At 72.7% G+C, this 22,736-nt stretch carries 20 protein-coding genes; 1 reads left to right on the top strand and 19 read right to left on the bottom strand.

Annotation, left to right across the window (positions count from 1 at the left end):
- Positions 1-320 precede the first annotated feature (320 nt).
- From SCK26_RS30705 to fmt, 7 genes are all read right to left on the bottom strand, one after another.
- Positions 321-1,763 (bottom strand): GuaB1 family IMP dehydrogenase-related protein, encoded by a 1,443-nt coding sequence (locus tag SCK26_RS30705; RefSeq protein WP_318204588.1) that lies wholly within the window; start codon positions 1,761-1,763, stop codon positions 321-323.
- A gap of 132 nt (positions 1,764-1,895) precedes the next feature.
- Positions 1,896-2,225 carry a barstar family protein gene (locus SCK26_RS30700; RefSeq protein ID WP_318204587.1) on the bottom strand — a complete coding sequence of 110 codons (330 nt, stop codon included), beginning with the start codon at positions 2,223-2,225 and terminating at the stop codon, positions 1,896-1,898.
- On the bottom strand, positions 2,222-2,617 hold the full coding sequence (locus SCK26_RS30695; protein WP_318204586.1) for a ribonuclease domain-containing protein: 396 nt from the start codon (positions 2,615-2,617) through the stop codon (positions 2,222-2,224). The genes SCK26_RS30700 and SCK26_RS30695 overlap by 4 nt, the downstream gene beginning before the upstream one ends.
- Before the next feature lie 50 nt (positions 2,618-2,667).
- Positions 2,668-3,711, bottom strand: a complete 1,044-nt coding sequence (locus SCK26_RS30690) for a sugar-binding transcriptional regulator (RefSeq protein WP_318204585.1) — start codon at positions 3,709-3,711, stop codon at positions 2,668-2,670.
- A gap of 90 nt (positions 3,712-3,801) precedes the next feature.
- Positions 3,802-4,488: a ribulose-phosphate 3-epimerase gene (gene rpe, locus SCK26_RS30685; protein WP_318204584.1), complete on the bottom strand. Its 687-nt coding sequence runs from the start codon at positions 4,486-4,488 to the stop codon at positions 3,802-3,804.
- A 55-nt stretch (positions 4,489-4,543) separates the two neighbouring features.
- Positions 4,544-5,962 carry an RsmB/NOP family class I SAM-dependent RNA methyltransferase gene (locus SCK26_RS30680; protein ID WP_318204583.1) on the bottom strand — a complete coding sequence of 473 codons (1,419 nt, stop codon included), beginning with the start codon at positions 5,960-5,962 and terminating at the stop codon, positions 4,544-4,546.
- Between the two features lie 78 nt (positions 5,963-6,040).
- The gene (gene fmt / locus SCK26_RS30675) at positions 6,041-6,973 is read right to left on the bottom strand and encodes a methionyl-tRNA formyltransferase (RefSeq protein WP_318204582.1); all 933 of its coding nucleotides are present in this window, start codon (positions 6,971-6,973) and stop codon (positions 6,041-6,043) included.
- A gap of 215 nt (positions 6,974-7,188) precedes the next feature.
- Here fmt and SCK26_RS30670 point away from each other — a divergent pair, with 215 nt between their 5' ends.
- Positions 7,189-7,731 carry a hypothetical protein gene (locus SCK26_RS30670; RefSeq protein ID WP_318204581.1) on the top strand — a complete coding sequence of 181 codons (543 nt, stop codon included), beginning with the start codon at positions 7,189-7,191 and terminating at the stop codon, positions 7,729-7,731.
- A gap of 100 nt (positions 7,732-7,831) precedes the next feature.
- On the opposite strand, the gene SCK26_RS30665 is transcribed toward SCK26_RS30670, so the two are convergent.
- The 12 genes from SCK26_RS30665 to SCK26_RS30610 all read right to left on the bottom strand — a co-directional run bounded on the left by SCK26_RS30665 (position 7,832) and on the right by SCK26_RS30610 (position 22,732).
- Positions 7,832-9,991 carry a primosomal protein N' gene (locus tag SCK26_RS30665; RefSeq protein WP_318204580.1) on the bottom strand — a complete coding sequence of 720 codons (2,160 nt, stop codon included), beginning with the start codon at positions 9,989-9,991 and terminating at the stop codon, positions 7,832-7,834.
- 124 nt (positions 9,992-10,115) lie between these two features.
- The gene (gene metK / locus SCK26_RS30660) at positions 10,116-11,324 is read right to left on the bottom strand and encodes a methionine adenosyltransferase (RefSeq protein ID WP_189757148.1); all 1,209 of its coding nucleotides are present in this window, start codon (positions 11,322-11,324) and stop codon (positions 10,116-10,118) included.
- Between the two features lie 249 nt (positions 11,325-11,573).
- Positions 11,574-12,776 (bottom strand): bifunctional phosphopantothenoylcysteine decarboxylase/phosphopantothenate--cysteine ligase CoaBC, encoded by a 1,203-nt coding sequence (gene coaBC / locus SCK26_RS30655; RefSeq protein ID WP_318206129.1) that lies wholly within the window; start codon positions 12,774-12,776, stop codon positions 11,574-11,576.
- Between the two features lie 102 nt (positions 12,777-12,878).
- Positions 12,879-13,151, bottom strand: coding sequence for a DNA-directed RNA polymerase subunit omega (gene rpoZ, locus SCK26_RS30650; protein ID WP_030620214.1), 273 nt, complete (start codon positions 13,149-13,151; stop codon positions 12,879-12,881).
- Between the two features lie 53 nt (positions 13,152-13,204).
- Positions 13,205-13,762, bottom strand: coding sequence for a guanylate kinase (gene gmk, locus SCK26_RS30645; protein WP_318204579.1), 558 nt, complete (start codon positions 13,760-13,762; stop codon positions 13,205-13,207).
- A 61-nt stretch (positions 13,763-13,823) separates the two neighbouring features.
- Positions 13,824-14,147: an integration host factor gene (locus tag SCK26_RS30640; protein ID WP_003977346.1), complete on the bottom strand. Its 324-nt coding sequence runs from the start codon at positions 14,145-14,147 to the stop codon at positions 13,824-13,826.
- 301 nt (positions 14,148-14,448) lie between these two features.
- A complete protein-coding gene (gene pyrF, locus SCK26_RS30635; protein ID WP_318204578.1) occupies positions 14,449-15,294 on the bottom strand; it encodes an orotidine-5'-phosphate decarboxylase in 846 nt (281 codons plus the stop codon).
- Positions 15,291-16,397, bottom strand: coding sequence for a quinone-dependent dihydroorotate dehydrogenase (locus SCK26_RS30630; protein WP_318204577.1), 1,107 nt, complete (start codon positions 16,395-16,397; stop codon positions 15,291-15,293). The genes pyrF and SCK26_RS30630 overlap by 4 nt, the downstream gene beginning before the upstream one ends.
- Before the next feature lie 51 nt (positions 16,398-16,448).
- Positions 16,449-19,757 carry a carbamoyl-phosphate synthase large subunit gene (gene carB, locus SCK26_RS30625; RefSeq protein WP_318204576.1) on the bottom strand — a complete coding sequence of 1,103 codons (3,309 nt, stop codon included), beginning with the start codon at positions 19,755-19,757 and terminating at the stop codon, positions 16,449-16,451.
- Positions 19,750-20,892 carry a glutamine-hydrolyzing carbamoyl-phosphate synthase small subunit gene (gene carA, locus SCK26_RS30620; RefSeq protein ID WP_318204575.1) on the bottom strand — a complete coding sequence of 381 codons (1,143 nt, stop codon included), beginning with the start codon at positions 20,890-20,892 and terminating at the stop codon, positions 19,750-19,752. Before carA ends, carB begins: the two co-directional genes overlap by 8 nt.
- Positions 20,889-21,449, bottom strand: coding sequence for a hypothetical protein (locus SCK26_RS30615; protein ID WP_318204574.1), 561 nt, complete (start codon positions 21,447-21,449; stop codon positions 20,889-20,891). The genes carA and SCK26_RS30615 overlap by 4 nt, the downstream gene beginning before the upstream one ends.
- Entirely contained in the window at positions 21,446-22,732 is a 1,287-nt protein-coding gene (locus tag SCK26_RS30610; protein WP_318204573.1) for a dihydroorotase, read from the bottom strand. Before SCK26_RS30610 ends, SCK26_RS30615 begins: the two co-directional genes overlap by 4 nt.
- Positions 22,733-22,736 lie beyond the last annotated feature (4 nt).

The raw sequence follows: 22,736 nt of genomic DNA, 5'->3' as shown, positions 1-22,736 counted from the left end.
GGAGAGCCGGCCCTCGTGGACGGGGACCGGTGGGCCTGCGAAGGGCAGGGACCCACCGAGCGGGGTCCCCGCCACGCACGTACTAGCGCAGCACCCTACGAGGCGGGCCTTCACGGGCGTAATGCAGCAACCTTGCGCATCCCCGCAGAATCATTGCGTTCATCCGGCCGGAATGACAAATCGTTGCGCGCGAGCTGTCGACCGTTGCACAAGGCCCTGACGAGCACGTTTTCCCAAACCCGGCGGGATACGCCGACGGCCCCCGCCGCTCCCGGGTGCGGGAACGGCGGGGGCCGTCGTGCGGGCGGCCGTAAGGCCGGTCAGCTCCAGCTGGCGTGCAGCGGCTTGCCCTCGGCGTAGCCGGCCGCGCTCTGGATGCCGACGATCGCCTTCTCGGCGAACTCCTCCAGCGAGCCGGCGCCGGCGTAGGTGCAGGAGGAGCGGACGCCCGCGATGATCGAGTCGATCAGGTCCTCGACGCCCGGGCGGGCCGGGTCGAGGAACATCCGCGAGGTGGAGATGCCCTCCTCGAACAAGGCCTTGCGGGCCCGGTCGTAGGCCGACTCCTCCGAGGTGCGGTTGCGTACGGCACGCGCGGAGGCCATGCCGAAGGACTCCTTGTAGGCACGGCCCTGGGCGTCGTGCTGGAGGTCGCCCGGCGACTCGTAGGTGCCGGCGAACCAGGAGCCGATCATCACGTTGGACGCGCCGGCCGCGAGGGCCATGGCGACGTCGCGCGGGTGCCGGACACCGCCGTCGGCCCACACGTGCTTGCCGTACTTCCGGGCCTCGGCGGCGCACTCCAGGACGGCGGAGAACTGCGGGCGGCCCACGCCGGTCATCATGCGGGTGGTGCACATGGCGCCCGGGCCGACACCGACCTTGATGATGTCGGCGCCCGCGTCGATCAGGTCCTTCACACCCTCGGCGGAGACGATGTTGCCGGCCGCGATCGGCACCTGCGGGTCGAGGGCGCGCACCGTCCTGACGGCGCTGATCATCGACTCCTGGTGGCCGTGCGCGGTGTCGATGACGAGCGTGTCCACGCCCGCGTCGAGCAGCTGCTTGGCCTTGCCCGCCACATCGCCGTTGATGCCGACGGCGGCGGCGATCCGCAGCCTGCCCCGGTCGTCCACGGCCGGGCTGTACAGCGTGGCGCGCAGGGCGCCCTTGCGGGTGAGGATGCCGGCGAGCCTGCCGTCCTTGTCGACGGCCGGGGCGTAGCGGCGGTTGTGCTGGTCGAGGGTGTTGAAGGCCTCGCGCGGGTCGATGTCCGCGTCCAGCAGGAGCAGGTCCTTGGACATGACGACTTCGAGCTGGGTGAAGCGGTCGACGCCGGAGAGGTCGGCGTCGGTGACGACACCGACGGGCCGCTGGTTCTCGTCCACGACCACACCGGCGTTGTGCGCGCGCTTGGGCAGCAGCGACAGGGCGTCGGCGACGGTCTGGTGCGGGGCCAGCACGATCGGGGTGTCCAGCACCAGGTGCCGGCTCTTCACCCAGGAGATCACTTCGGTGACCACATCGATCGGGATGTCCTGCGGGATGACCACGAGCCCGCCGCGGCGGGCCACCGTCTCGGCCATGCGGCGGCCGGCGATGGCGGTCATGTTCGCGACGACGAGCGGGATGGTGGTACCCGTCCCGTCCGGCGAGGCGAGGTCCACGCCCTGACGCGAGCCCACCGCGGAGCGGCGCGGCACCATGAACACGTCGTCGTACGTCAGGTCGTACGCGGGCTGGATGTCATTGAGGAAACGCACGTGCTGCACATCCCAGTCGATCAGAGGTGACCCCCCGACGGGTGCGCCAGGGGGAAAGAGCACGTACTTCATTGTCCCATGTCGGGGCATCTGTCATGCCCTGACAAAACATCCAGGGTCGTCACCGGCCGGCTAGGAGGTTCCTCCAAGGGCGAGGGCGACGGTGAGGGCGGGCGTCCGGTCCGCGGCCTCGGCGAAGACCTCCTCGGCGACCCGCCACTCCTCCGGCCGGGCGCCGGCGTACGGCCGCCAGCCGTGTACGACGATCAGCAGGCCCCTCTCCACGGCGCCGTCGGGCCAGACCGTGTGATCGGACAGGGAGTCGGCCAGCGCGTCCCAGTTGCGGCCGAACCAGCCGGGCAGCGCCAGGGCCCGGGCCGCGCGGTCCATCAGGCCGTCCTTGTCCGTGACGCCGTCGAGGTCGAGCGCGACCACGAGGCGGCCGGTCAGGTCTTCGCTCATCTCAGTACCGCCCGGAACGAGTCGTAGTGGTCATCGGTGTAGTAGACCTCCCCGCCCTGCCCGGTGACCAGGCGCCGGGCGCCCCGGTCGCGGGAGCCGGGGGTCCGCACGGTGTACTCGTGGTAGTAGCCCCGCCGGTGCTTCGGCAGATGCCCCTCGAAGTTCCCGAAGACGGCCCCGTCCTGGGCGAAGGGGAAGGGCCCGCCCTGGTCGACGAGGGCCAGCGTCCGGCGGGCCTCGGCGGGCAGCCGGGAGACGGGGACGGTGGCCATGCCGTGCGCTCTCGGCGGAGCGGACGCGTCCGGCGAGGAGCCGCCGGAGCAGCCGGCCAGGAGAACGGCGAGACAGGCCAGCAAGGCGGCCAGGAGACGGGGGACGAACCGCGGCAGCATGCGGACGATGCTGCCACGGCCCTCCCGCCGGGGCCCGCCGGGACCCGGTGTCAGATCCCGTCGGGGTCCTGACGGCCGAGCGCCGGCTTCGGCGCCGGGCCCGCCGTCATCAGGTAGTCGGCGGCCGAGGTGTCGGTCACCAGGCTGGTGACCAGCCCGGAGCGCAGCACCGCGTCGATCGCGGCGGCCTTGCGCTGGCCGCCCGCGATGGCCACCACCTCCGGGATACGGCGCAGTTGGTCGGCCTTGACCGTGATGCACCGCTCTCCGAGGTCCCGTCCGATCCGGCGCCCGTCGGCGTCGAAGAGGTGCGCCGACATCTCGGCGGCGACTCCGAGCGAGGCGTAGTGCGCGCGCTCCTCGTCGCTGAGCATGTCGTGCACGGTCGAGATGCCCGGCTCCCAGGAGCCGATGGAGACACAGGCGACCGTGACCTTGTCGAAGTACTCGAAGGCCCGGGCGATCCCGGTCTGGTGGCGCAGCGCCGCCGCGGTGGCCTCGTCCGGCAGCAGCATCGGCGCGTAGATGGGGTGCGCGTCGCCGCCCGAGACCTGGGCGGCCCGGCGGACGGCCTCCACCGAGCCCCGCTCGGCGGTCCCGGCGTCGTACACGCCCGTCAGCTGCACCACCGTGCACGGCGGCAGCCGGTCGAGCGCCGCCGCCATGTGGATGGTGGACCGGCCCCAGGCCAGCCCCAGCACGTCGCCCTCGTTGACGAGTTCGCCGAGCAGGTCGGCGGCGACCTCGCCGAGGTTCTCGGGGTCCGGGGTCTCCTCCGCCTCGGCCGGGGACTCGACCACGACGGCATGCCTCAAGCCGTAGCGGGCGCGGAGCGCGTCGGAGCGCTCGGCGTCCAGCTCGGCCGGCACGCGGATCTCGATGCGTACGAGGTCCCGTTCGAGGGCCGTCTCCAGGACCCGGGCCACCTTGAAGCGGCTGACGCCGAACTCCTCCGCGATCTGGATCTTGGACTTTCCCTCGAGGTAGAAGCGGCGGGCCATGGCCGCCGCCTGCACCAGCTCAGCGGGTCCCATCCGCATGGCTGACCGGCCCGCCGACATACCCGACACGGCGATCTCCTCACTGCTGTTCACACTCTGGATTCGCCGTTCATCCTCGCAGATTCGGGGCGACTGATCCGCCCTGATGGGCGGCCTTCATTCAACCGTTCACTTGGCCGTGGCTCAGTGGTCGCACGCCCAGGACGCCTTGGCGGCGGCCGACTCCGCCTGGGCGCGCAGCGCGCGCACGGCCTCGGCGGGGTCCGCGGCCCCGTACACGGCCGAGCCCGCCACGAACACGTCCGCTCCCGCGTCGGCGCACTGCTCGATGGTGGCGGCCGAGACACCGCCGTCGACCTGGAGCCACAGCTCCAGACCGTGCTTCTTGATCAGCTCACGGGTGCGGCGGATCTTCGGCAGCATGATGTCGAGGAACGCCTGGCCGCCGAAGCCGGGTTCCACCGTCATGATCAGCAGCATGTCGAGTTCCGGCAGCAGGTCCTCGTACGGCTCGATGGGCGTCGCGGGCTTCAGCGCCATCGAGGCCCGGGCACCCTTGGCGCGGATCTCCCGGGCCAGCCGCACCGGGGCGGCGGCGGCCTCCACGTGGAAGGTGACCGACGACGCCCCCGCCTCGACGTACCGGGGCGCCCACCGATCGGGGTCCTCGATCATCAGATGGCAGTCCAGCGGGGTGTCCGTCGCCCGGGCCAGGGACTCCACCACCGGCACGCCGAGGGTGAGGTTCGGGACGAAGTGGTTGTCCATGACGTCGACATGGAGCCAGTCGGCGCCGCGGACCGCCTCGGCCTCGTCCGCGAGGCGGGCGAAGTCGGCGGACAGGATGCTGGGGTTGATCTGCACGGGCATGACCCCAAGCCTATGCCCTGCCGGGGACGCGGGGTCAGGCCCGGGGCGGCCCGCGTCAGGCGGTTCTGCGGATCAGTGCCAGGTACATCGCGTCCGTGCCGTGCAGGTGGGGCCAGAGCTGGACGTCCGGGCCCTCGCCCAGGTCGGGAAGGCCGGCAAGGAGCGGGCGGGCGTCGATCAGGTCGGTGTGCGGGTGCTGTTTGAGGACGTCGGCGACCACCGCCCGGGTCTCCGCCAGGTGCGGGGAGCAGGTGGCGTAGCCGACGACCCCGCCGACGCGCACGGACTCCAGGGCGGTGCGCAGCAGGGCGCGCTGGAGCGGGGCGAAGGTGTCCAGGTCCTCGGGACGGCGGCGCCAGCGGGCCTCGGGACGGCGGCGCAGGGCACCGAGACCGGTGCACGGGACGTCCACCAGCACCCGGTCGAAGGTGCCGGGGCGCCACGGCGGGCGGGTGCCGTCGGCGGCGATGACCTGGTACGGGCCCGGGTTGCCGTGCAGCGCCTTGGCGACCAGGCCGGCCCGGTGCGGCTGCTTCTCGGAGGCGAGCAGCACGGCGCCGCGCTCGGCGGCGAGGGCGCCGAGCAGCGCGGCCTTGCCGCCGGGTCCGGCGCAGCCGTCGAGCCACTTCTCGTCGGGCCCGTCGAGCGGGGCGCTCGCGAGCGCGAGGGCCACCAGCTGGCTGCCCTCGTCCTGCACGCCGGCCCGGCCCTCGCGCACGGCGTCGACCGCGCCCGGTTCGCCGCCCTCCGCGAGCCGTACGGCGTACGGCGACCAGCGGCCCGGTACGGCGGCCTCCTCGCGCAGCAGTTCCTCGGTGGTGGCCCGCCCGGGCCGGGCGACCAGGGTCACCTCGGGCCGCTCGTTGTCGGCCGCCAGCAGCCGCTCGATGCCGGTCCGGCCGCCGCCGAGGGAGTCCCAGAGCGCGGAGACGACCCAGCGCGGGTGCGAGTGCACGACGGCGAGGTGGTCCTCGGGGTCCTCGTCGTACGGCGGCGCGACCTTCTCGGTCCAGCCGTCGAGGTCGTCCTGCGCGACCTTGCGGAGCACGGCGTTGACGAACTTGGCCCGGCCGTCGCCGAGCACCACGCGGGCCAGCTCCACGGAGGCGGAGACGGCGGCGTGCGTCGGGATCCGGGTGCCGAGCAACTGGTGCGCGCCGAGGCTCAGCACGTCCAGCACCGGCGGGTCGACCTCGCGCAGCGGCCGGTCGACACAGGCGGCGATGACCGCGTCGTAGGTGCCCTGCCGGCGCAGCGTGCCGTACACCAGCTCGGTGGCGAGCGCGGCGTCCCGGGCGTCGAAGTCGCCCTTCTCGCGGGCCTTGCGCAGCAGCGGGGGCAGCACGAGGTTGGCGTAGGCGTCCCGCTCGTCCACCGCGCGCAGTGCCTCGAAGGCCAGGATGCGGACGGGGTCCTTCTGGGGACGGCGGTAGGGCTTGGCGGGCCTGCGGGGCCGCCGGGACTGCTCGCTCACGAAAAAGGTGCTCCGGAGATAGAAGGGAATGCGCCTCCAGCCTACGTCGGCGCGTCCCCCGCGCTGCCGTCCGGGGCGTCAGCCGCCGAGCGTCTCGCCCTCCGCGATGCGCACTCCGCGGGCCCAGTCGGCGGCGCGCATCGGCTTCTTGCCCTGGGCCTGCACCCAGACCAGCTCGACGGCGTACGAACCGGTGCCCACGTGCACGCTGTTCTTGCCGACCGCGAGCCGGCCCGGCGCGAGGTCGGTCCGCTCGGGCACGGGAGTGACCTGGACGAGCTTGAGCCGCTCGCCGCGGAAGGTGGTCCAGGCGCCGGGCGCCGGCGTGCAGCCGCGCACCACCCGGTCCACGCGCAGCGCGGGTGCCGCCCAGTCCACCCGGGCGTCCTCGACGGTGATCTTCGGCGCGAGGGTGATGCCCTCGGCGGGCTGCGGTACGGCCTTCAGGGTGCCGTCCTCGATGCCGTCCATGGTGGCGGCGAGCAGCCCGGCGCCCGCGAAGGCGAGCCGGGTCAGCAGGTCGCCGCTGGTGTCGGTGGGACGGACCTCCTCGGTGACGGTGCCGTAGACGGGGCCGGAGTCCAGGCCCTCCTCGATGAGGAAGGTGGACGCGCCGGTGATCTCGTCGCCCGCCATGACGGCGTGCTGCACGGGCGCGGCACCGCGCCAGGCGGGCAGCAGCGAGAAGTGCAGGTTGACCCAGCCGTGGGCGGGGACGTCCAGGGCGGCCCGGGGCAGCAGGGCGCCGTAGGCGACGACCGGGCAGCAGTCCGGGGCGATCTCCCGCAGCCGCTCCAGGAACTCCGGGTCCCGGGGCTTGAGCGGCTTCAGCACCTCGATGCCGGCCTCCTCCGCCCGCTCGGCCACGGGCGACGCGACCAGCCTGCGCCCGCGCCCGGTCGGTGCGTCGGGGCGCGTGACGACGGCGGCCACCTCGTGCCGCCCGGAGGCGAGCAGGGCGTCGAGTGCGGGAACGGCGACCTCGGGGGTACCGGCGAAGACGAGCTTCATGGGCGGGATCGGGCCTCTCGGGCGGGGGTCGGGCGGGCGGCGCACCAGTCTATGGCCACGGGCGGCGCACGGGTGGGCGACCGGCGTACGCATATGCCTGTACGCCCCCAGCCCGTGACCAGCGGAGGGTCGGCGCGTTGGTCAAGAAAGAGTTGACCACATCGGGCCCCTTTCACGGCCCAATTCCTTTCAACGCCGGTTCGAGAGGCTTGTTCATGGCCGACCACGCAACCCACGACGCCCAGGCCCGGGCCAGCCTGCACTTGCTGGTGCGGGACATCGAGCGGGTCCGCCGGCAGGTGGACGCGCTGCGCACGCTCACCGCCCAGCTGGGCAACGTCTACCGCCCGCGCCGCTCCGGCCCTTCCACGGGCTTCGTCGTCTACGGCCGCGCTCCCGCCCCGACCGTCCGCCTCGCCCAGGAACTCCGCGACAGTGTCGAGACCCTGGTCACGGCCGCGGTGGACTTCGACCGCTCGCTCGGTTTCTCGTGGGACGCGGTGGGCTCGGCGCTCGGGGTCACCAAACAGGCGGTGCACCGCCGGTACGGCGCGCGGCGCGCCGCGGCCCAGGCGGCGGCCGAGGCCGAGCGGTCGCCGGAGCCGTCCGGCACCCGCACGATCAATGTGAACGCCGGGCTGCCCACCATGCCGACGGTCCCCGCGGCCCGCTCCATGCCCACCCAGCCGACGGCGGCCGCCCCGGCCCTGCGCGAGGACACCCGTCCCGCACCCTTCCCGAGCCCCCGCAACGGCTGACCCCGCGGCTTCTCCTCCCGCCCTTCCCGAGCCGTCCGGAGCCTTCCGGGAGGGGCGGACGTACGGAGGCGGCGGACGGGAGGCGGACGCGCCCAGCCGCTCAGCCGATGTCCGGTGGGTCGATACGGACCCGTACCTGCTCGGCGGTGCCGCGGGCCATGCGGGCGGCCTGGGCCGTCTTCAGGGCCGTGGCCAGGGTGGCGCCGCTGCCCGGCGGGACGCGGACGAGGGCGCGCTCCCAGTGTTCGCCGGGCGGGGGCGCGCCGGGTCTGCGCGGACGGCCGGGCGGCGGGGGCGGCAGCGGTACCGGTCCCAGCACCTCCGCGTCCGGCGGCAACTCGACGGCCGCCAGGAACTCCGCGACGGCCGCCGGCGGTCCGGACACGGCGGCCATCCGGGACACCGGCGGGAATCCCAGCTCCGCCCGCTCGCCCAGTTCCCGCACGGCGTGCCCGACGGGGTCCCACCGCACCAGCGCCTGCACGGGCCGCAGCGTGGGCTCGGCCACCACGACCACGGTGCCTCCCTCCTCCTGCGGCCGCACCAGCGCGCCGGCCGCGATCCACCGGCGCAGCGCGTCCTCGCCGGCCCGCAGGTCGGGACGGGAGAGCATGGCCCAGCCGTCCAGGAGCAGGGCCGCCGCGTAGCCGCCCTCGGCCACCGGTTCGGCGCCCGGCGTGCTGACCACCAGCGCGGGCGTGTCCGGAACGGTGTCCAGCACATGCTCGCGTCCCGAGGTGCGCACCGGTACGGCGGGAAAGGCCCGCCCCAGTTCCTCGGCGGTACGGCGCGCGCCGACGATCTGGGCGCGGAGCCGGAAGCCGCCGCACTCCGGGCAGTGCCAGGCGCTCTCCTCGCGCCCGCACCACCCGCACCGCAGCACGCCCCCGTCCTGTCCCTCCAGCGGCCCGGAGCAGTGCCGGCACCGGGCGGGCGCGCGGCAGCGGGCGCAGGCCATGCGGGGGGTGTAACCGCGCCGGGGCACCTGGACGAGCACCGGCCCGTGCCGCAGTCCCTCGCGCGCCGCCTGCCAGGCGACGGTGGGCAGCCGGGCGGCGCGGGCGGCCTCGTCGCGCGCGAGGTCCTCGTCGCCGACGGTCCGGACGAGGGGCGCGGACCGGCGCACCTGCTCGCGCCCGGCGACCAGCGGCCGGGCCCAGCCGCTCTCGACCAGCTGGGCACCCTCCACGGTGCAGCCCCAGCCGCCCAGCAGGAAGGCGCACCGGTCCAGCGCGGCGCGCAGCAGCAGCACGTCGCGGGCGTGCGGCTGCGGCGCGTGCGGCTCGCTGTGGCTGTCGTCGCCGTCGTCCCAGACCGCGACGAGCCCGAGGTCCCGCACGGGCGCGAACATCGCCGCCCGGGTCCCGACGACGGCGCGCACGGCACCGCGCCGCACCGCCAGCCACTGCGCGTACCGCTTCTCGGGACCGGCGTCGGCGGTGAGCAGCGCGTGCCGGCCGGGGCCGAGCAGCGCGGTCAGCGCGGTGTCGACGCGCGCGGCGGCCCGCCCGTCCGGTACGACGACCAGGGCGCCCCGCCCGGAGGCGAGCGTGGCGGCGACGGCCCGGGCCAGCTCCTCGCTCCACAGCGGCCCGGGCAGCGCGTTCCACACGGCTCTGGGCGCTCCGCCGGAGGCCAGCGCGTCGAGGAAGGCGCTCCCGTGCTCGTACCGGGCCCAGGAACCGGTGCCGGGCGCCTCGGGCGGAGGCAGCGGGGCGGGAGAGGGCCGCTGCTCGGCGCGGGCGTTGCGCGGCGGGACGGCCAGTTGCAGCACGTCGGCGAGGCTGCCGGCGTACCGGTCGGCGACGGCCCGGGCGAGGCCGAGCAGTTCCTCGCCGAGCACCGGTTCGGGCGAGACGACCTGGGCGAGCGCGGCCAGCGGTCCGGAGTAGTCGGACTCCGCCCGGCGCTCGATCAGGAAGCCGTCGATGAGCCCGCCGCCCTCCCGGCGCCCGTCGCGCACCCGGTGCCGTCCGGCCCCGAACCGCACCCGCACCCGCACCCCGGGCTGGGCCTGGGCGTCCAGCTCGGCGGGCACGGCGTAGTCGAAGTACCGGTCGAGGTGGAGCACGCCCTTGTCGACCAGCACCCGTGCGACGGGCAGCTCCGGGGCGAGCGCCGCTCCGCGCCAGGTCCGCGGCTTGGCCCGCGGCACCTTGGCCTGGCGCACACTCTCCCGGATCAGCGCGAGCTGCTCCGGCGGCGCCCCTTCGGCCCCGCCGCCCCCCTCACCCCGGCCCGCCCCGTTCTCGCTGCTCACGCCTGCATTCTTACCAAACCCCACCGACAATGCCCGGTCGGCCGGCACCTGCCGGCCGCCCCGGAACACGCCGAGACCCGGCCCCCTAGCAGGGAGAACCGGGTCTCGGCGGGTGGGATCGGGGTTACAGGCCCGCTGCGGCGCGCAGGGCGTCGACGCGGTCGGTGCGCTCCCAGGTGAACTCGGGCAGCTCGCGGCCGAAGTGGCCGTACGCGGCGGTCTGGCCGTAGATCGGGCGGAGCAGGTCGAGGTCGCGGATGATCGCGGCGGGGCGGAGGTCGAAGACCTCGTCGATCGCCTTCTCGATCTTCTCGGGGTCGATCTTGTGGGTGCCGAAGGTCTCCACGAACAGACCGACGGGCTCGGCCTTGCCGATGGCGTAGGCGACCTGGACCTCGCAGCGGGAGGCCAGTCCGGCCGCCACGACGTTCTTGGCGACCCAGCGCATCGCGTACGCGGCCGAGCGGTCCACCTTGGACGGGTCCTTGCCGGAGAAGGCGCCGCCGCCGTGGCGGGCCATGCCGCCGTAGGTGTCGATGATGATCTTGCGGCCGGTCAGGCCGGCGTCGCCCATCGGGCCGCCGATCTCGAACCGGCCGGTCGGGTTGACCAGCAGGCGGTAGCCCTCGGTGTCCAGCTTGATGCCCTCGTCCAGCAGCGCCTTCAGCTCCGGCTCCACCACGAACTCGCGGATGTCGGGCGCGAGCAGCGACTCCAGGTCGATGTCGGAGGCGTGCTGCGAGGAGACGACCACCGTGTCCAGGCGGACGGCCTTGTCGCCGTCGTACTCGATGGTGACCTGGGTCTTGCCGTCCGGGCGCAGGTAGGGGATGGTGCCGTTCTTGCGGACCTCGGACAGGCGCTTGGACAGGCGGTGCGCCAGGAAGATCGGCAGCGGCATGAGGGTCGGCGTCTCGTCGGAGGCGTAGCCGAACATCAGGCCCTGGTCGCCCGCGCCCTGCCGGTCCAGCTCGTCGTCGTCGCCCTCGACCCGGGCCTCGTACGCGGCGTCGACACCCTGGGCGATGTCCGGGGACTGCGCGCCGATGGACACCGACACGCCGCAGGAGGCGCCGTCGAAGCCCTTCTTGGAGGAGTCGTAGCCGATGTCCAGGATCTTGTTGCGGACGAGGGTCGCGATGTCCGCGTAGGCCTTGGTCGTCACCTCGCCGGCCACGTGCACCAGGCCGGTGGTGATGAGCGTCTCCACGGCGACCCGGGAGGTCGGGTCCTCACGCAGAAGCGCGTCGAGAATGGTGTCGCTGATCTGGTCAGCGATCTTGTCGGGGTGACCCTCGGTCACGGACTCCGAGGTGAACAGGCGACGGGACACAACGCTCCCTGTGGTTGCAGCGGCTGCTGGCTGATCATTTTCGGTCGACGCGGGGCTGCGCCCGGCGTCGACCGTGAACAGTTTATCGGTCGCACTCCGCCGACGGGCCACCCGTCTCGCCTCTCGGGAGCGCTGTGACCTGCGGCACGGGCATTCTGCCCAATGCCGAGCGGCGTTGGCCAGGCTCGCCACGCCCAATTCGAGCGTGGCGTGGACACGACCTCGCGGGTGTCCGGCCGGCGCGGTGGGTCAGCCCAGTCGCCGGACGACCAGATCCCAGACGGTGTCGGCGAGGTCCTCCTTGGGGCCGTACGGCACCGGGGTCTCGCTGCCGTCGGCGCCCAGCACCACGGCCTCGCTCTCCTCGGAGCCGAAGGTCTTGCGCTCCCCCACCTCGTTCACCACGAGCAGGTCACAGCCCTTGCGGGCGAGCTTGGTGCGGCCGTTGGCGAGGACGTCGTCGGTCTCGGCGGCGAAGCCCACGATCACCTGTCCGGGCCGGGCCCGGTCGGCGGAGATCTCCGCGAGGACGTCCGGGTTGCGCACCAGGACGACGGGCTCCGGCTCCTGGCCGTCCTTCTTCTTGATCTTCCCGGTGGCATAGGCGGCCGGCCGGAAATCGGCCACGGCGGCGGCCATGACCACGGCGTCGGCGTCCGCCGCGGCCTTCAGGACGGCCTCGCGCAGCTGCACGGCGGTGCCGACCCGGACGACGTCCACGCCCGCCGGGTCGGGCAGAGCGGTGTTGGCCGCGACCAGCGTGACCCGGGCGCCGCGGGCCGCGGCGGTGCGGGCGAGGGCGTAGCCCTGCTTGCCGGAGGAGCGGTTGCCGAGGAAGCGGACCGGGTCGAGGGGCTCGCGGGTGCCGCCGGCGGAGACGACGACGTGCCGTCCTTCGAGATCGGGCGCGGCGCTGCCGCGGGCCAGCACCCGGCGGCAGACCTCGAAGATCTCGGCCGGGTCGGGCAGCCGGCCCTTGCCGGTGTCGACGCCGGTGAGGCGGCCGACGGCGGGCTCGATGACGACGGCGCCGCGGCGGCGCAGCGTGGCCACGTTCTCCTGGGTGGCCGGGTGCTCCCACATCTCGGTGTGCATCGCGGGTGCGAAGACCACCGGGCAGCGCGCGGTGAGCAGGGTGTTGGTCAGCAGGTCGTCGGCGAGGCCGTGGGCGGCCTTGGCGAGCATGTCGGCGGTGGCCGGGGCCACCACCACCAGGTCGGCGTGCTGGCCGATGCGGACGTGCGGGACCTCGTGGACGTCGTCCCAGACCTCGGTGGAGACCGGGTTGCCGGACAGCGCGGACCAGGTGGCGGCGCCGACGAAGTGCAGCGCGGAGGCGGTGGGCACCACGCGGACGTCGTGGCCCGACTCGGTGAACCTTCTCAGCAGCTCACAGGCCTTGTAGGCGGCGATGCCGCCACTGACCCCCAGTACGACCTTCGGCTTGTCCACCATGGCTCCTCGCATTCGGGAATCTGCACCACCCATGACACACCACAGGCCCGGCAGCAGGACTGCCGGGCCTGTGGATAAGTCAGTCGCAATCTGAAAGTACTACTGCGCCGGGCCGTCGACGGCCTCGGAGGTCAGCAGACCCGCGTTGATCTCGCGCAGAGCGATCGAGAGCGGCTTCTCGTGCACGTGGGTGTCGACGAGCGGACCGACGTACTCAAGGAGGCCTTCACCGAGCTGCGAGTAGTACGCGTTGATCTGACGCGCACGCTTGGCCGCGTAGATCACGAGGCTGTACTTCGAGTCGGTCGCCTCGAGGAGCTCGTCGATCGGCGGGTTGATGATGCCCTCGGGCGCGGTGATGGAAGAGGACACGCTCTACCTTCCGATGGATGGAAAAGAATCAGACATCGTGATCACAGTCACGATCACACAACGTCCATCAAGGCTAGCAGCTCGCGGGCCACGTCCTCGACGGAGGTGTTGACCAAGGTCACATCGAACTCCGGCTCGGCCGCCAGCTCGGTCCGCGCCGCCTGGAGGCGACGCTCGATGACCTCGGGCGACTCGGTCCCCCGGCCGGTCAGCCTGCGCACCAGCTCCTCCCAGGAGGGCGGAGCCAGGAACACCAGCTGGGCGTCGGACAGGGACTCCCGGACCTGCCGGGCGCCCTGGAGGTCGATCTCCAGCAGAACGGGCTCGCCGTTCTCCAGCCGTTCCGCCACGGCCGCGCGGGGCGTGCCGTAGCGGTTGCCGGCGAACTCGGCCCACTCCAGCAGCTCGCCGTTGGCGATCAGCTTGTCCATCTCCTCGTCGGTGACGAAGAAGTAGTGGACTCCGTGCTGCTCGCCGGGCCGCGGCTTGCGGGTGGTCGCCGACACCGAGAGCCAGACGTCGGGGTGTTCCTTGCGCATATGGGCGACGACCGTGCTCTTGCCGACCCCCGAGGGGCCGGAGAGCACGGTCAGCCGCGGACGTTCACTCATGCAGCGATTATTCCAGCAATCCCGGGGTGCCCGGGACTCCCGGTCCGCCCGGGAGGCGGACTCAGGAGCCGGTGCTGCCGAACTCACGCTCCAGGGAGGCGATCTGGTTCGAACCGAGACCGCGCACGCGGCGGCTCTCGGAGATGCCCAGACGCTCCATGATCTGCTTGGCGCGGACCTTGCCCACGCCCGGCAGGGACTCCAGCAGCGCGGAGACCTTCATCTTGCCGATGACGTCGTTTTCCTGGCCCTGCTTGATGACCTCGTGCAGGGAGGCGCCGGAGTGCTTGAGTCGATTCTTGACCTCGGCCCGCTCCCGGCGAGCCGCGGCGGCCTTTTCGAGCGCGGCTGCGCGCTGTTCAGGGGTAAGGGGCGGAAGAGCCACGCCTACGTCACCTCGGATGTCGAACTGTCGGATACGGACCGGTGAGGAACCTAGTCGCCCCACACCTGGGGACCTACGAGCAACACGCTGCCCGACCTCCCCCACTGCCTTGAGGGGCACGGGAGGTGTCCCCACTGCCTCGGAGACTAGCGGGCAAGTCCGCCAGAGTCAGCGAGAACAGCGGAAAAGTCCTGGTCAGCCTCCGTCAGGTCTGGCATTTTGGACATATTGCCCTCGATTTGAGGATGTATTCACACTCAAGTCGGCGTGATCCCGCTCAGCCGGGCACCGCGCCCGCGGCTCAGCCCGCGGCGACGGCCTCCGCGATCTCGGCCGCGAACCGCTCGGCCGCGCCGCGCAGCGCGCCGGCGTCGGGGCCGTGCCGCAGCACACCCCGGCTGACGTTGGGCACGACATTGCGGACGGCCGCCCCGAAGACCCGCGGGAGGTCGGCCGGGGTCGCGCCCTGCGCGCCGATGCCGGGAGCGAGGAGCGGGCCGCCCGTGTCCAGGTCGTAGGAGGACAGGTCGCCGAGCGTGGCGCCGACGACCGCGCCGAAGGAGCCCAGCGGCTCCTCCCCCGCGTTCTCGGCCGCCAGGTGGGCCAGCATCGTCGCGCCGACGGTGCGGCCGTCGGCGCGCACCGCGTGCTGCACCTCGCCGCCCTCCGGATTCGAGGTCAGCGCCAGCACGAACAGGCCGGCGCCGCTCTCCCGGGCCAGCGCGACGGCCGGGGAGAGCGAGCCGTAGCCGAGGTACGGCGAGACGGTCAGGGCGTCGGAGAACAGCGGGGCGTCCGGGTGCAGGAACGCCTCGGCGTAGGCGGCCATGGTGGAGCCGATGTCGCCGCGCTTGGCGTCCATCACGACCAGCGCGCCGGCCGCGCGCGCCTCCTGGACCGACTTCTCCAGCACGGCGAGGCCGCGCGAGCCGAACCGCTCGAAGAAGGCGCTCTGCGGCTTCAGCACGGCCACCCGGTCGGCCATGGCCTCGACGACCGTGCGGCTGAACCGCTCCAGGCCGGCGATGTCGTCGGCCAGGCCCCACTCGGCGAGCAGGGAGGCGTGCGGGTCGATGCCGACGCACAGCGGGCCGCGCTCGTCCATGGCGCGGCGCAGCCGGGCGCCGAAGGGCTCCGGGTGGGTCATGCGGGCTTCCTCACGTCGGCGCCGACCGCGTCGGCGAGGGTGGCGTACGGGCTGGTGCGCAGGCGCGCGGCGAGGCCCTTGTGGATCGAGCGGCACCAGAAGGGGCCCTCGTAGATGAAGGCGCTGTAGCCCTGGACCAGCGTGGCACCGGCCAGGATGCGCTGCCAGGCGTCCTCGGCGGTCTCGATGCCGCCTACGCCCACCAGGGTGATCCGGTCGCCCACGCGCGCGTACAGGCGGCGCAGGACCTCCAGGGAGCGCGCCTTGAGCGGGGCCCCGGACAGGCCGCCGGTCTCCCGCACCAGCGCGGGCGCGGAGCGCAGGCCCAGGCCCTCGCGGGCGATGGTGGTGTTGGTGGCGATGATGCCGTCCAGGCCCAGTTCCACGGCGAGGTCGGCGACCGCGTCGACGTCCTCGTCGGCGAGGTCGGGAGCGATCTTCACCAGCAGCGGGACGCGTCGGCCGGGGACCGTGCGGTCGGCGGCCTCGCGCACCGCGGTGAGCAGCGGGCGCAGGTGGTCCACCGCCTGGAGGTCGCGCAGGCCGGGGGTGTTGGGCGAGGAGACGTTGACGACGAGGTAGTCCGCGTACGGCGCGAGGCGCTCGGCCGACTTCACGTAGTCGGCGACGGCCTCCGCCTCGGGGACGGCCTTGGTCTTGCCGATGTTGACGCCGACGACGGTCCTGAAGACGGGCTCACGCGTGGCCAGGCGGGCGGCCACGGTCAGCGAGCCGTCGTTGTTGAAGCCCATGCGGTTGATCAGCGCGCGGTCGGCGACGAGCCGGAACAGCCGCTTCCTGGGGTTGCCGGGCTGCGGCTCCCCCGTCACCGTGCCGATCTCGACGTGGTCGAAGCCCAGCATCGACATCCCGTCGACGGCGACGGCGTTCTTGTCGAAGCCGGCGGCCAGCCCGAACGGGCCGTGCATCCGCAGCCCGAACGCCTCCGTGCGCAGCTCCTTGTGGCGGGGCGCGAGAACGGCGGCGGCGAAGGTGCGCAGCACGGGGATGCGGGCGGCCAGGCGGATCCAGCGGAAGGCCAGGTGGTGGGCCTGCTCCGGGTCCATGCGCCGGAAGACCAACCTGAAAAAGATCTTGTACATGGTGTCCTCGTGAAGAGGGGGACACCGTTTCCGGTGTCCCCCTCGGGGCTGCTAGTCGCGGGCCGCGGTCAGGCGTTCGGCGTGTTCCTGGAGCGAGCGGACGCCCACGTCTCCGTGGTTGAGGGCGTCGATGCCCTGGACGGCCGCCGCGAGGGCCTGGACGGTGGTCAGGCAGGGCACGGAGCGGGCCACCGCGGCCGTACGGATGTCGTAGCCGTCGAGGCGGCCGCCGGTGCCGTACGGCGTGTTGACGATGAGGTCGACCTCGCCGTCGTGGATGAGCTGGACGATGGTCCGCTCGCCGTTCGGGCCGGTGCCCTCGGACTGCTTGCGCACGACCGTGGCGTTGATGCCGTTGCGCTTGAGGACCTCGGCGGTGCCGGAGGTGGCGAGCAGCTCGAAGCCGTGGGCGACCAGCTCGCGCGCCGGGAAGATCATCGAGCGCTTGTCGCGGTTGGCGACCGAGATGAACGCGCGGCCCTTGGTGGGCAGCGGGCCGTACGCGCCCGCCTGCGACTTGGCGTACGCCGTGCCGAAGACGGAGTCGATGCCCATGACCTCGCCCGTGGAGCGCATCTCCGGGCCGAGCACGGTGTCCACGCCGCGGCCCTGGAAGTCGCGGAAGCGCGACCACGGCAGGACGGCCTCCTTGACGGAGATCGGCGCGTCCAGCGGCAGCTCGCCGCCGTCGCCGTCCTTCGGCAGCAGGCCCTCGGCGCGCAGCTCGGCGATGGTCGCGCCCAGCGAGATGCGGGCGGCGGCCTTGGCGAGCGGCACCGCGGTCGCCTTGGAGGTGAAGGGCACCGTGCGGGAGGCGCGCGGGTTGGCCTCCAGGACGTAGAGGATGTCGCCGGCCATCGCGAACTGGATGTTGATCAGGCCGCGCACGCCGACGCCCTTGGCGATGGCCTCGGTGGAGGCGCGCAGCCGCTTGATGTCGAAGCCGCCCAGGGTGATCGGGGGCAGGGCGCACGCCGAGTCGCCGGAGTGGATGCCGGCCTCCTCGATGTGCTCCATCACACCGCCGAGGTACAGCTCCTCGCCGTCGTAGAGCGCGTCGACGTCGATCTCGATGGCGTCGTCCAGGAAGCGGTCGACGAGGACCGGCCGGGAGGGGCTGATCTCGGTCGACTCGGCGATGTAGGAGGCGAGGCGGGTCTCGTCGTAGACGATCTCCATGCCGCGCCCGCCGAGCACGTACGACGGCCGGACCAGGACCGGGTAGCCGATCTCGTCGGCGATGGCCTTGGCCTCCGAGAAGGTGGTGGCCGTGCCGTGCTTGGGCGCCGGCAGACCCGCCTCGGCGAGGACGCGGCCGAAGGCGCCGCGGTCCTCGGCCGCGTGGATGGCCTCCGGGGAGGTGCCCACGATCGGCACGCCGTTGTCCTTCAGCGCCTGCGACAGGCCCAGCGGGGTCTGGCCGCCGAGCTGGACGATGACGCCCGCGACCGGGCCGGCCTGCTGCTCGGCGTGGACGATCTCCAGCACGTCCTCCAGCGTCAGCGGCTCGAAGTACAGGCGGTCGGAGGTGTCGTAGTCCGTGGAGACGGTCTCCGGGTTGCAGTTGACCATCACCGTCTCGTATCCGGCGTCGGCCAGCGCGAAGGAGGCGTGGACGCAGGAGTAGTCGAACTCGATGCCCTGGCCGATGCGGTTGGGGCCGGAGCCGAGGATGATGACGGCCGGCTTCTGCCGGGGGGCGACCTCGCTCTCCTCGTCGTAGGCCGAGTAGAAGTACGGCGTCCTGGCGGCGAACTCGGCGGCGCAGGTGTCGACCGTCTTGTAGACCGGGCGGATGCCGAGGGCGTGCCGGACCTCGCGGACGACGTCCTCGCGCAGGCCGCGGATCTCGCCGATCTGCTGGTCGGAGAAGCCGTGCCGCTTGGCCTCGGCGAGCACGTCGGCGGTCAGCTCGGGAGCCTCGGCCAGCTCGTCGGCGATCTCCTTGATGAGGAAGAGCTGGTCCACGAACCAGGGGTCGATCTTCGTGTACTCGAAGACCTCCTCGGGCGTGGCGCCGGCGCGGATGGCCTGCATGACGGTGTTGATCCGGCCGTCGGTGGGCCGCACGGCCTCGCGCAGCAGGGTGTCCTTGTCGCCCGGGTCGCCGACGAAGGTGAACTGGCTGCCCTTCTTCTCCAGGGAGCGCAGCGCCTTCTGAAAGGCCTCGGGGAAGTTGCGGCCGATGGCCATGGCCTCGCCGACCGACTTCATGGTGGTGGTCAGCGTGGAGTCGGCCTGCGGGAACTTCTCGAAGGCGAACCGCGGGGCCTTGACGACGACGTAGTCGAGGGTCGGCTCGAAGGAGGCCGGGGTCTCGGCGGTGATGTCGTTCGGGATCTCGTCCAGGGTGTAGCCGACGGCCAGCTTGGCGGCGATCTTCGCGATCGGGAAGCCGGTGGCCTTGGAGGCGAGCGCCGAGGAACGCGACACGCGCGGGTTCATCTCGATGACGATCACGCGGCCGTCCTCGGGGTTGACCGCGAACTGGATGTTGCAGCCACCGGTGTCGACGCCGACCTCGCGGATCACGGCGATGCCGATGTCACGCAGCACCTGGTACTCGCGGTCGGTCAGCGTCATCGAGGGCGCGACGGTGATGGAGTCGCCGGTGTGCACGCCCATCGGGTCGAAGTTCTCGATGGAGCAGACGACCACGACGTTGTCGTTCTTGTCGCGCATCAGCTCCAGCTCGTACTCCTTCCAGCCGAGGATGGACTCCTCCAGGAGTACCTCGGTGGTCGGGGAGAGCGTGAGGCCCTGACCGGCGATGCGGCGCAGCTCCTCCTCGTTGTGCGCGAAGCCGGAGCCGGCGCCGCCCATGGTGAAGGACGGGCGGACGACGACCGGGTAGCCGCCGAGGGTCTCGACGCCCTTGAGGACGTCGTCCATGGAGTGGCAGATGACCGAGCGGGCGGACTCGCCGTGCCCGATCTTCTTGCGGACCTCCTCCACGACCTCCTTGAACAGGTCGCGGTCCTCGCCCTTGTGGATCGCCTCGGGCTTGGCGCCGATCAGCTCCACGCCGTACTTGGCGAGGACGCCGTTGTCGTGCAGGGAGATGGCGGTGTTCAGGGCCGTCTGGCCGCCCAGGGTGGGCAGCAGGGCGTCCGGGCGCTCCTTGGCGATGATCTTCTCGACGAACTCGGGGGTGATCGGCTCGACGTAGGTGGCGTCGGCGATCTCCGGGTCGGTCATGATCGTCGCCGGGTTGGAGTTGACCAGGATCACGCGCAGGCCCTCGGCCTTGAGCACGCGGCACGCCTGGGTGCCGGAGTAGTCGAACTCGGCGGCCTGGCCGATGACGATCGGGCCGGAGCCGATGACCAGGACGGACTGGATATCGGTGCGCTTAGGCACGCTGGCCCTCCATCAGGGAAACGAAGCGGTCGAACAGGTAGGCGGCGTCGTGCGGTCCGGCTGCCGCTTCGGGGTGGTACTGGACGGAGAAGGCGGGCTGGTCGAGCAGCTGGAGCCCCTCCACGACGTTGTCGTTCAGGCAGACGTGCGAGACCTCGGCGCGGCCGAACTTCGTCTCGCTGACCTTGTCGAGCGGCGCGTCCACGGCGAAGCCGTGGTTGTGCGCGGTGACCTCGACCTTGCCGGTCGTACGGTCCTGGACCGGCTGGTTGATGCCGCGGTGGCCGTACTTCAGCTTGTAGGTGCCGAAGCCGAGGGCGCGGCCGAGGATCTGGTTGCCGAAGCAGATGCCGAACAGGGGCGTCCGGCGCTCCAGGACGGCCGTCATCAGCGCGACCGGGCCGTCGGCGGTCGCCGGGTCGCCGGGGCCGTTGGAGAAGAACACGCCGTCCGGGCCGACGGCGTAGACGTCGTCGGCGGTGGCGGTGGCGGGCAGGACGTGCACCTCGATGCCGCGCTCGGCCATCCGCTGCGGGGTCATGCCCTTGATGCCGAGGTCGATGGCGGCGACGGTGAAGCGCTTCTCGCCGACGGCCGGGACGACGTACGCCTCCTTGGTCGCGACCTCCTCGTACAGGCTCGCGCCCTTCATCTGCGGCTGGGCCTGCACGCGGGCCAGCAGCTCCGCCTCGGGGGCGAGGGCCTCGCCGGAGAAGATGCCGGCCCGCATCGAGCCGCGCTCGCGCAGGTGGCGGGTGAGGGCGCGGGTGTCGATGCCGGAGATGCCGACCACGCCCTGGCGCTCCAGCTCGTCGTCCAGGGAGCGCTTGGCCCGCCAGTTGGACGGCACGCGCGCGGGGTCGCGCACGACGTAGCCGGAGACCCAGATGCGGCCCGACTCGTCGTCCTCGTCGTTCCAGCCGGTGTTGCCGATCTGCGGGGCGGTCGCGACGACGATCTGGCGGTCGTACGACGGGTCGGTGAGGGTTTCCTGGTAGCCGGTCATGCCGGTGGAGAACACGGCCTCGCCGAAGGTCTCCCCCACGGCCCCGTAGGCGCGGCCGCGGAAGGTGCGGCCGTCCTCCAGGACGAGTACGGCGGGAACCCTGGCGGCTCCCCTGGTGGAGGTCGTCATCGTGCGCCTTCCGTGTCGTTGGTCATCTTGTTCAGGGTGTCGGCCCACTCGGCGTGCTCGGCCGAGCGGTCCGAGCGGAAACCGGAGTCGATCAGTTTGTCGCCGTGCTGCCAGGTCACCACCAGCAGTCCGCCCTCGGTGAGGACCTTGCCGGCGATGCCCTTGTCCAGGCGGGCGCCGCGCAGGGCGGCCCGGGGGACGAAGAAGTCGGTGGCGCCGGGGCGCTCGACCTCCAGGCCCGCGTCGGTCAGGGTCAGCTCGGCCCGGCTGCGGGTGCCCAGGCCGTGCGCCACGATGCGGTCCAGCCACTGCCCGGCGGTGGTGGAGCCGTGGTAGCGGCCGCTCATGCCCAGTCTGGCCGGGCCGGGGTCCTCGGGCGCGGCGGGCAGCGGGGGCAGGCCCGCCTGGAGGGTGCCGCGCCACTTCCAGCCCTCGCGCATCAGCCAGTAGACCAGCGCGATGAACAGGGCCAGGCCGACGAGCCAGCCGATCCGGGCCCCCCAGTCGGTGACCTCGGCCGACTTCTTCGCCTCGGCCAGCAGGATTACAGGTGTCACGTGAGCTTCCCGTCGACGAGCGTGGCCTTGCCCCGCAGCCACGTGTGCGTCACACGGCCCGGCAGCTCACGGCCCTCGTAGGGAGTGTTGCGGCTGCGCGAGGCGAAGCCCGCGGGGTCCACCTCGCCACGGTATGCCGTGTCGACGAGGGTGAGGTTGGCGGGCTCACCAGCCGAGACGGGGCGGCCGTGGCCGGTGGCCTGGCCGATCCGGGCGGGCGTGACGGACATGCGGTCGGCCACGCCGGCCCAGTCCAGCAGGCCCGTGTCGACCATCGTCTCCTGGACCACCGACAACGCGGTCTCCAGGCCCACCATGCCCATGGCGGCGGCGGCCCACTCGCAGTCCTTGTCCTCGTGCGGGTGCGGGGCGTGGTCGGTGGCGACGATGTCGATCGTGCCGTCGGCGAGCGCCTCGCGCAGGGCCATGACGTCGCGCTCGGTGCGCAGCGGCGGGTTCACCTTGTAGACGGGGTTGTAGGTGCGCACCAGCTCGTCGGTGAGGAGCAGGTGGTGCGGGGTGACCTCGGCGGTGACCCGGATGCCGCGGGACTTGGCCCAGCGGACGATCTCGACACTGCCGGCGGTCGACAGGTGGCAGATGTGGACGCGGGAGCCGACGTGCTCGGCGAGCAGCACGTCCCGGGCGATGATCGACTCCTCGGCGACGGCCGGCCAGCCGCCCAAGCCCAGCTCGGCGGAGACGACGCCCTCGTTCATCTGGGCGCCCTCGGTCAGCCGCGGCTCCTGGGCGTGCTGGGCGACGACGCCGCCGAAGGCCTTCACGTACTCCAGCGCGCGGCGCATGATCACCGCGTCGTCCACGCACTTGCCGTCGTCGGAGAAGACGGTGACCCCGGCGGCCGACTCGTGCATGGCGCCCAGCTCGGCGAGCTTCCTGCCCTCCAGGCCGACGGTGACGGCGCCGATGGGCTGGACGTCGCAGTAGCCGTGCTCGCGGCCGAGCCGCCAGACCTGCTCGACGACGCCTGCGGTGTCGGCGACCGGGAAGGTGTTGGCCATGGCGAACACGGCGGTGTAGCCGCCGCTCGCCGCGGCGCGGGTGCCGGTCAGCACGGTCTCGGAGTCCTCGCGGCCCGGCTCGCGCAGGTGGGTGTGCAGGTCGACCAGGCCCGGCAGCAGCACCTTGCCGCCGGCCTCGACCACCTCGGCGCCCTCGGCGGCGAGGCCCGTGCCCACCTCGGCGATGGTCTCGCCGTCGATCAGCACGTCCTGCGGCGCGCCGCCGAGCACCTTCGCACCACGGATCAGGATCTTGCTCATGGTC

Source organism: Streptomyces sp. SCL15-4, assembly GCF_033366695.1.
In the GTDB taxonomy this organism is placed as follows: Bacteria; Actinomycetota; Actinomycetes; order Streptomycetales; family Streptomycetaceae; genus Streptomyces.
This window is presented reverse-complemented; position numbering and strand designations above follow the sequence as displayed.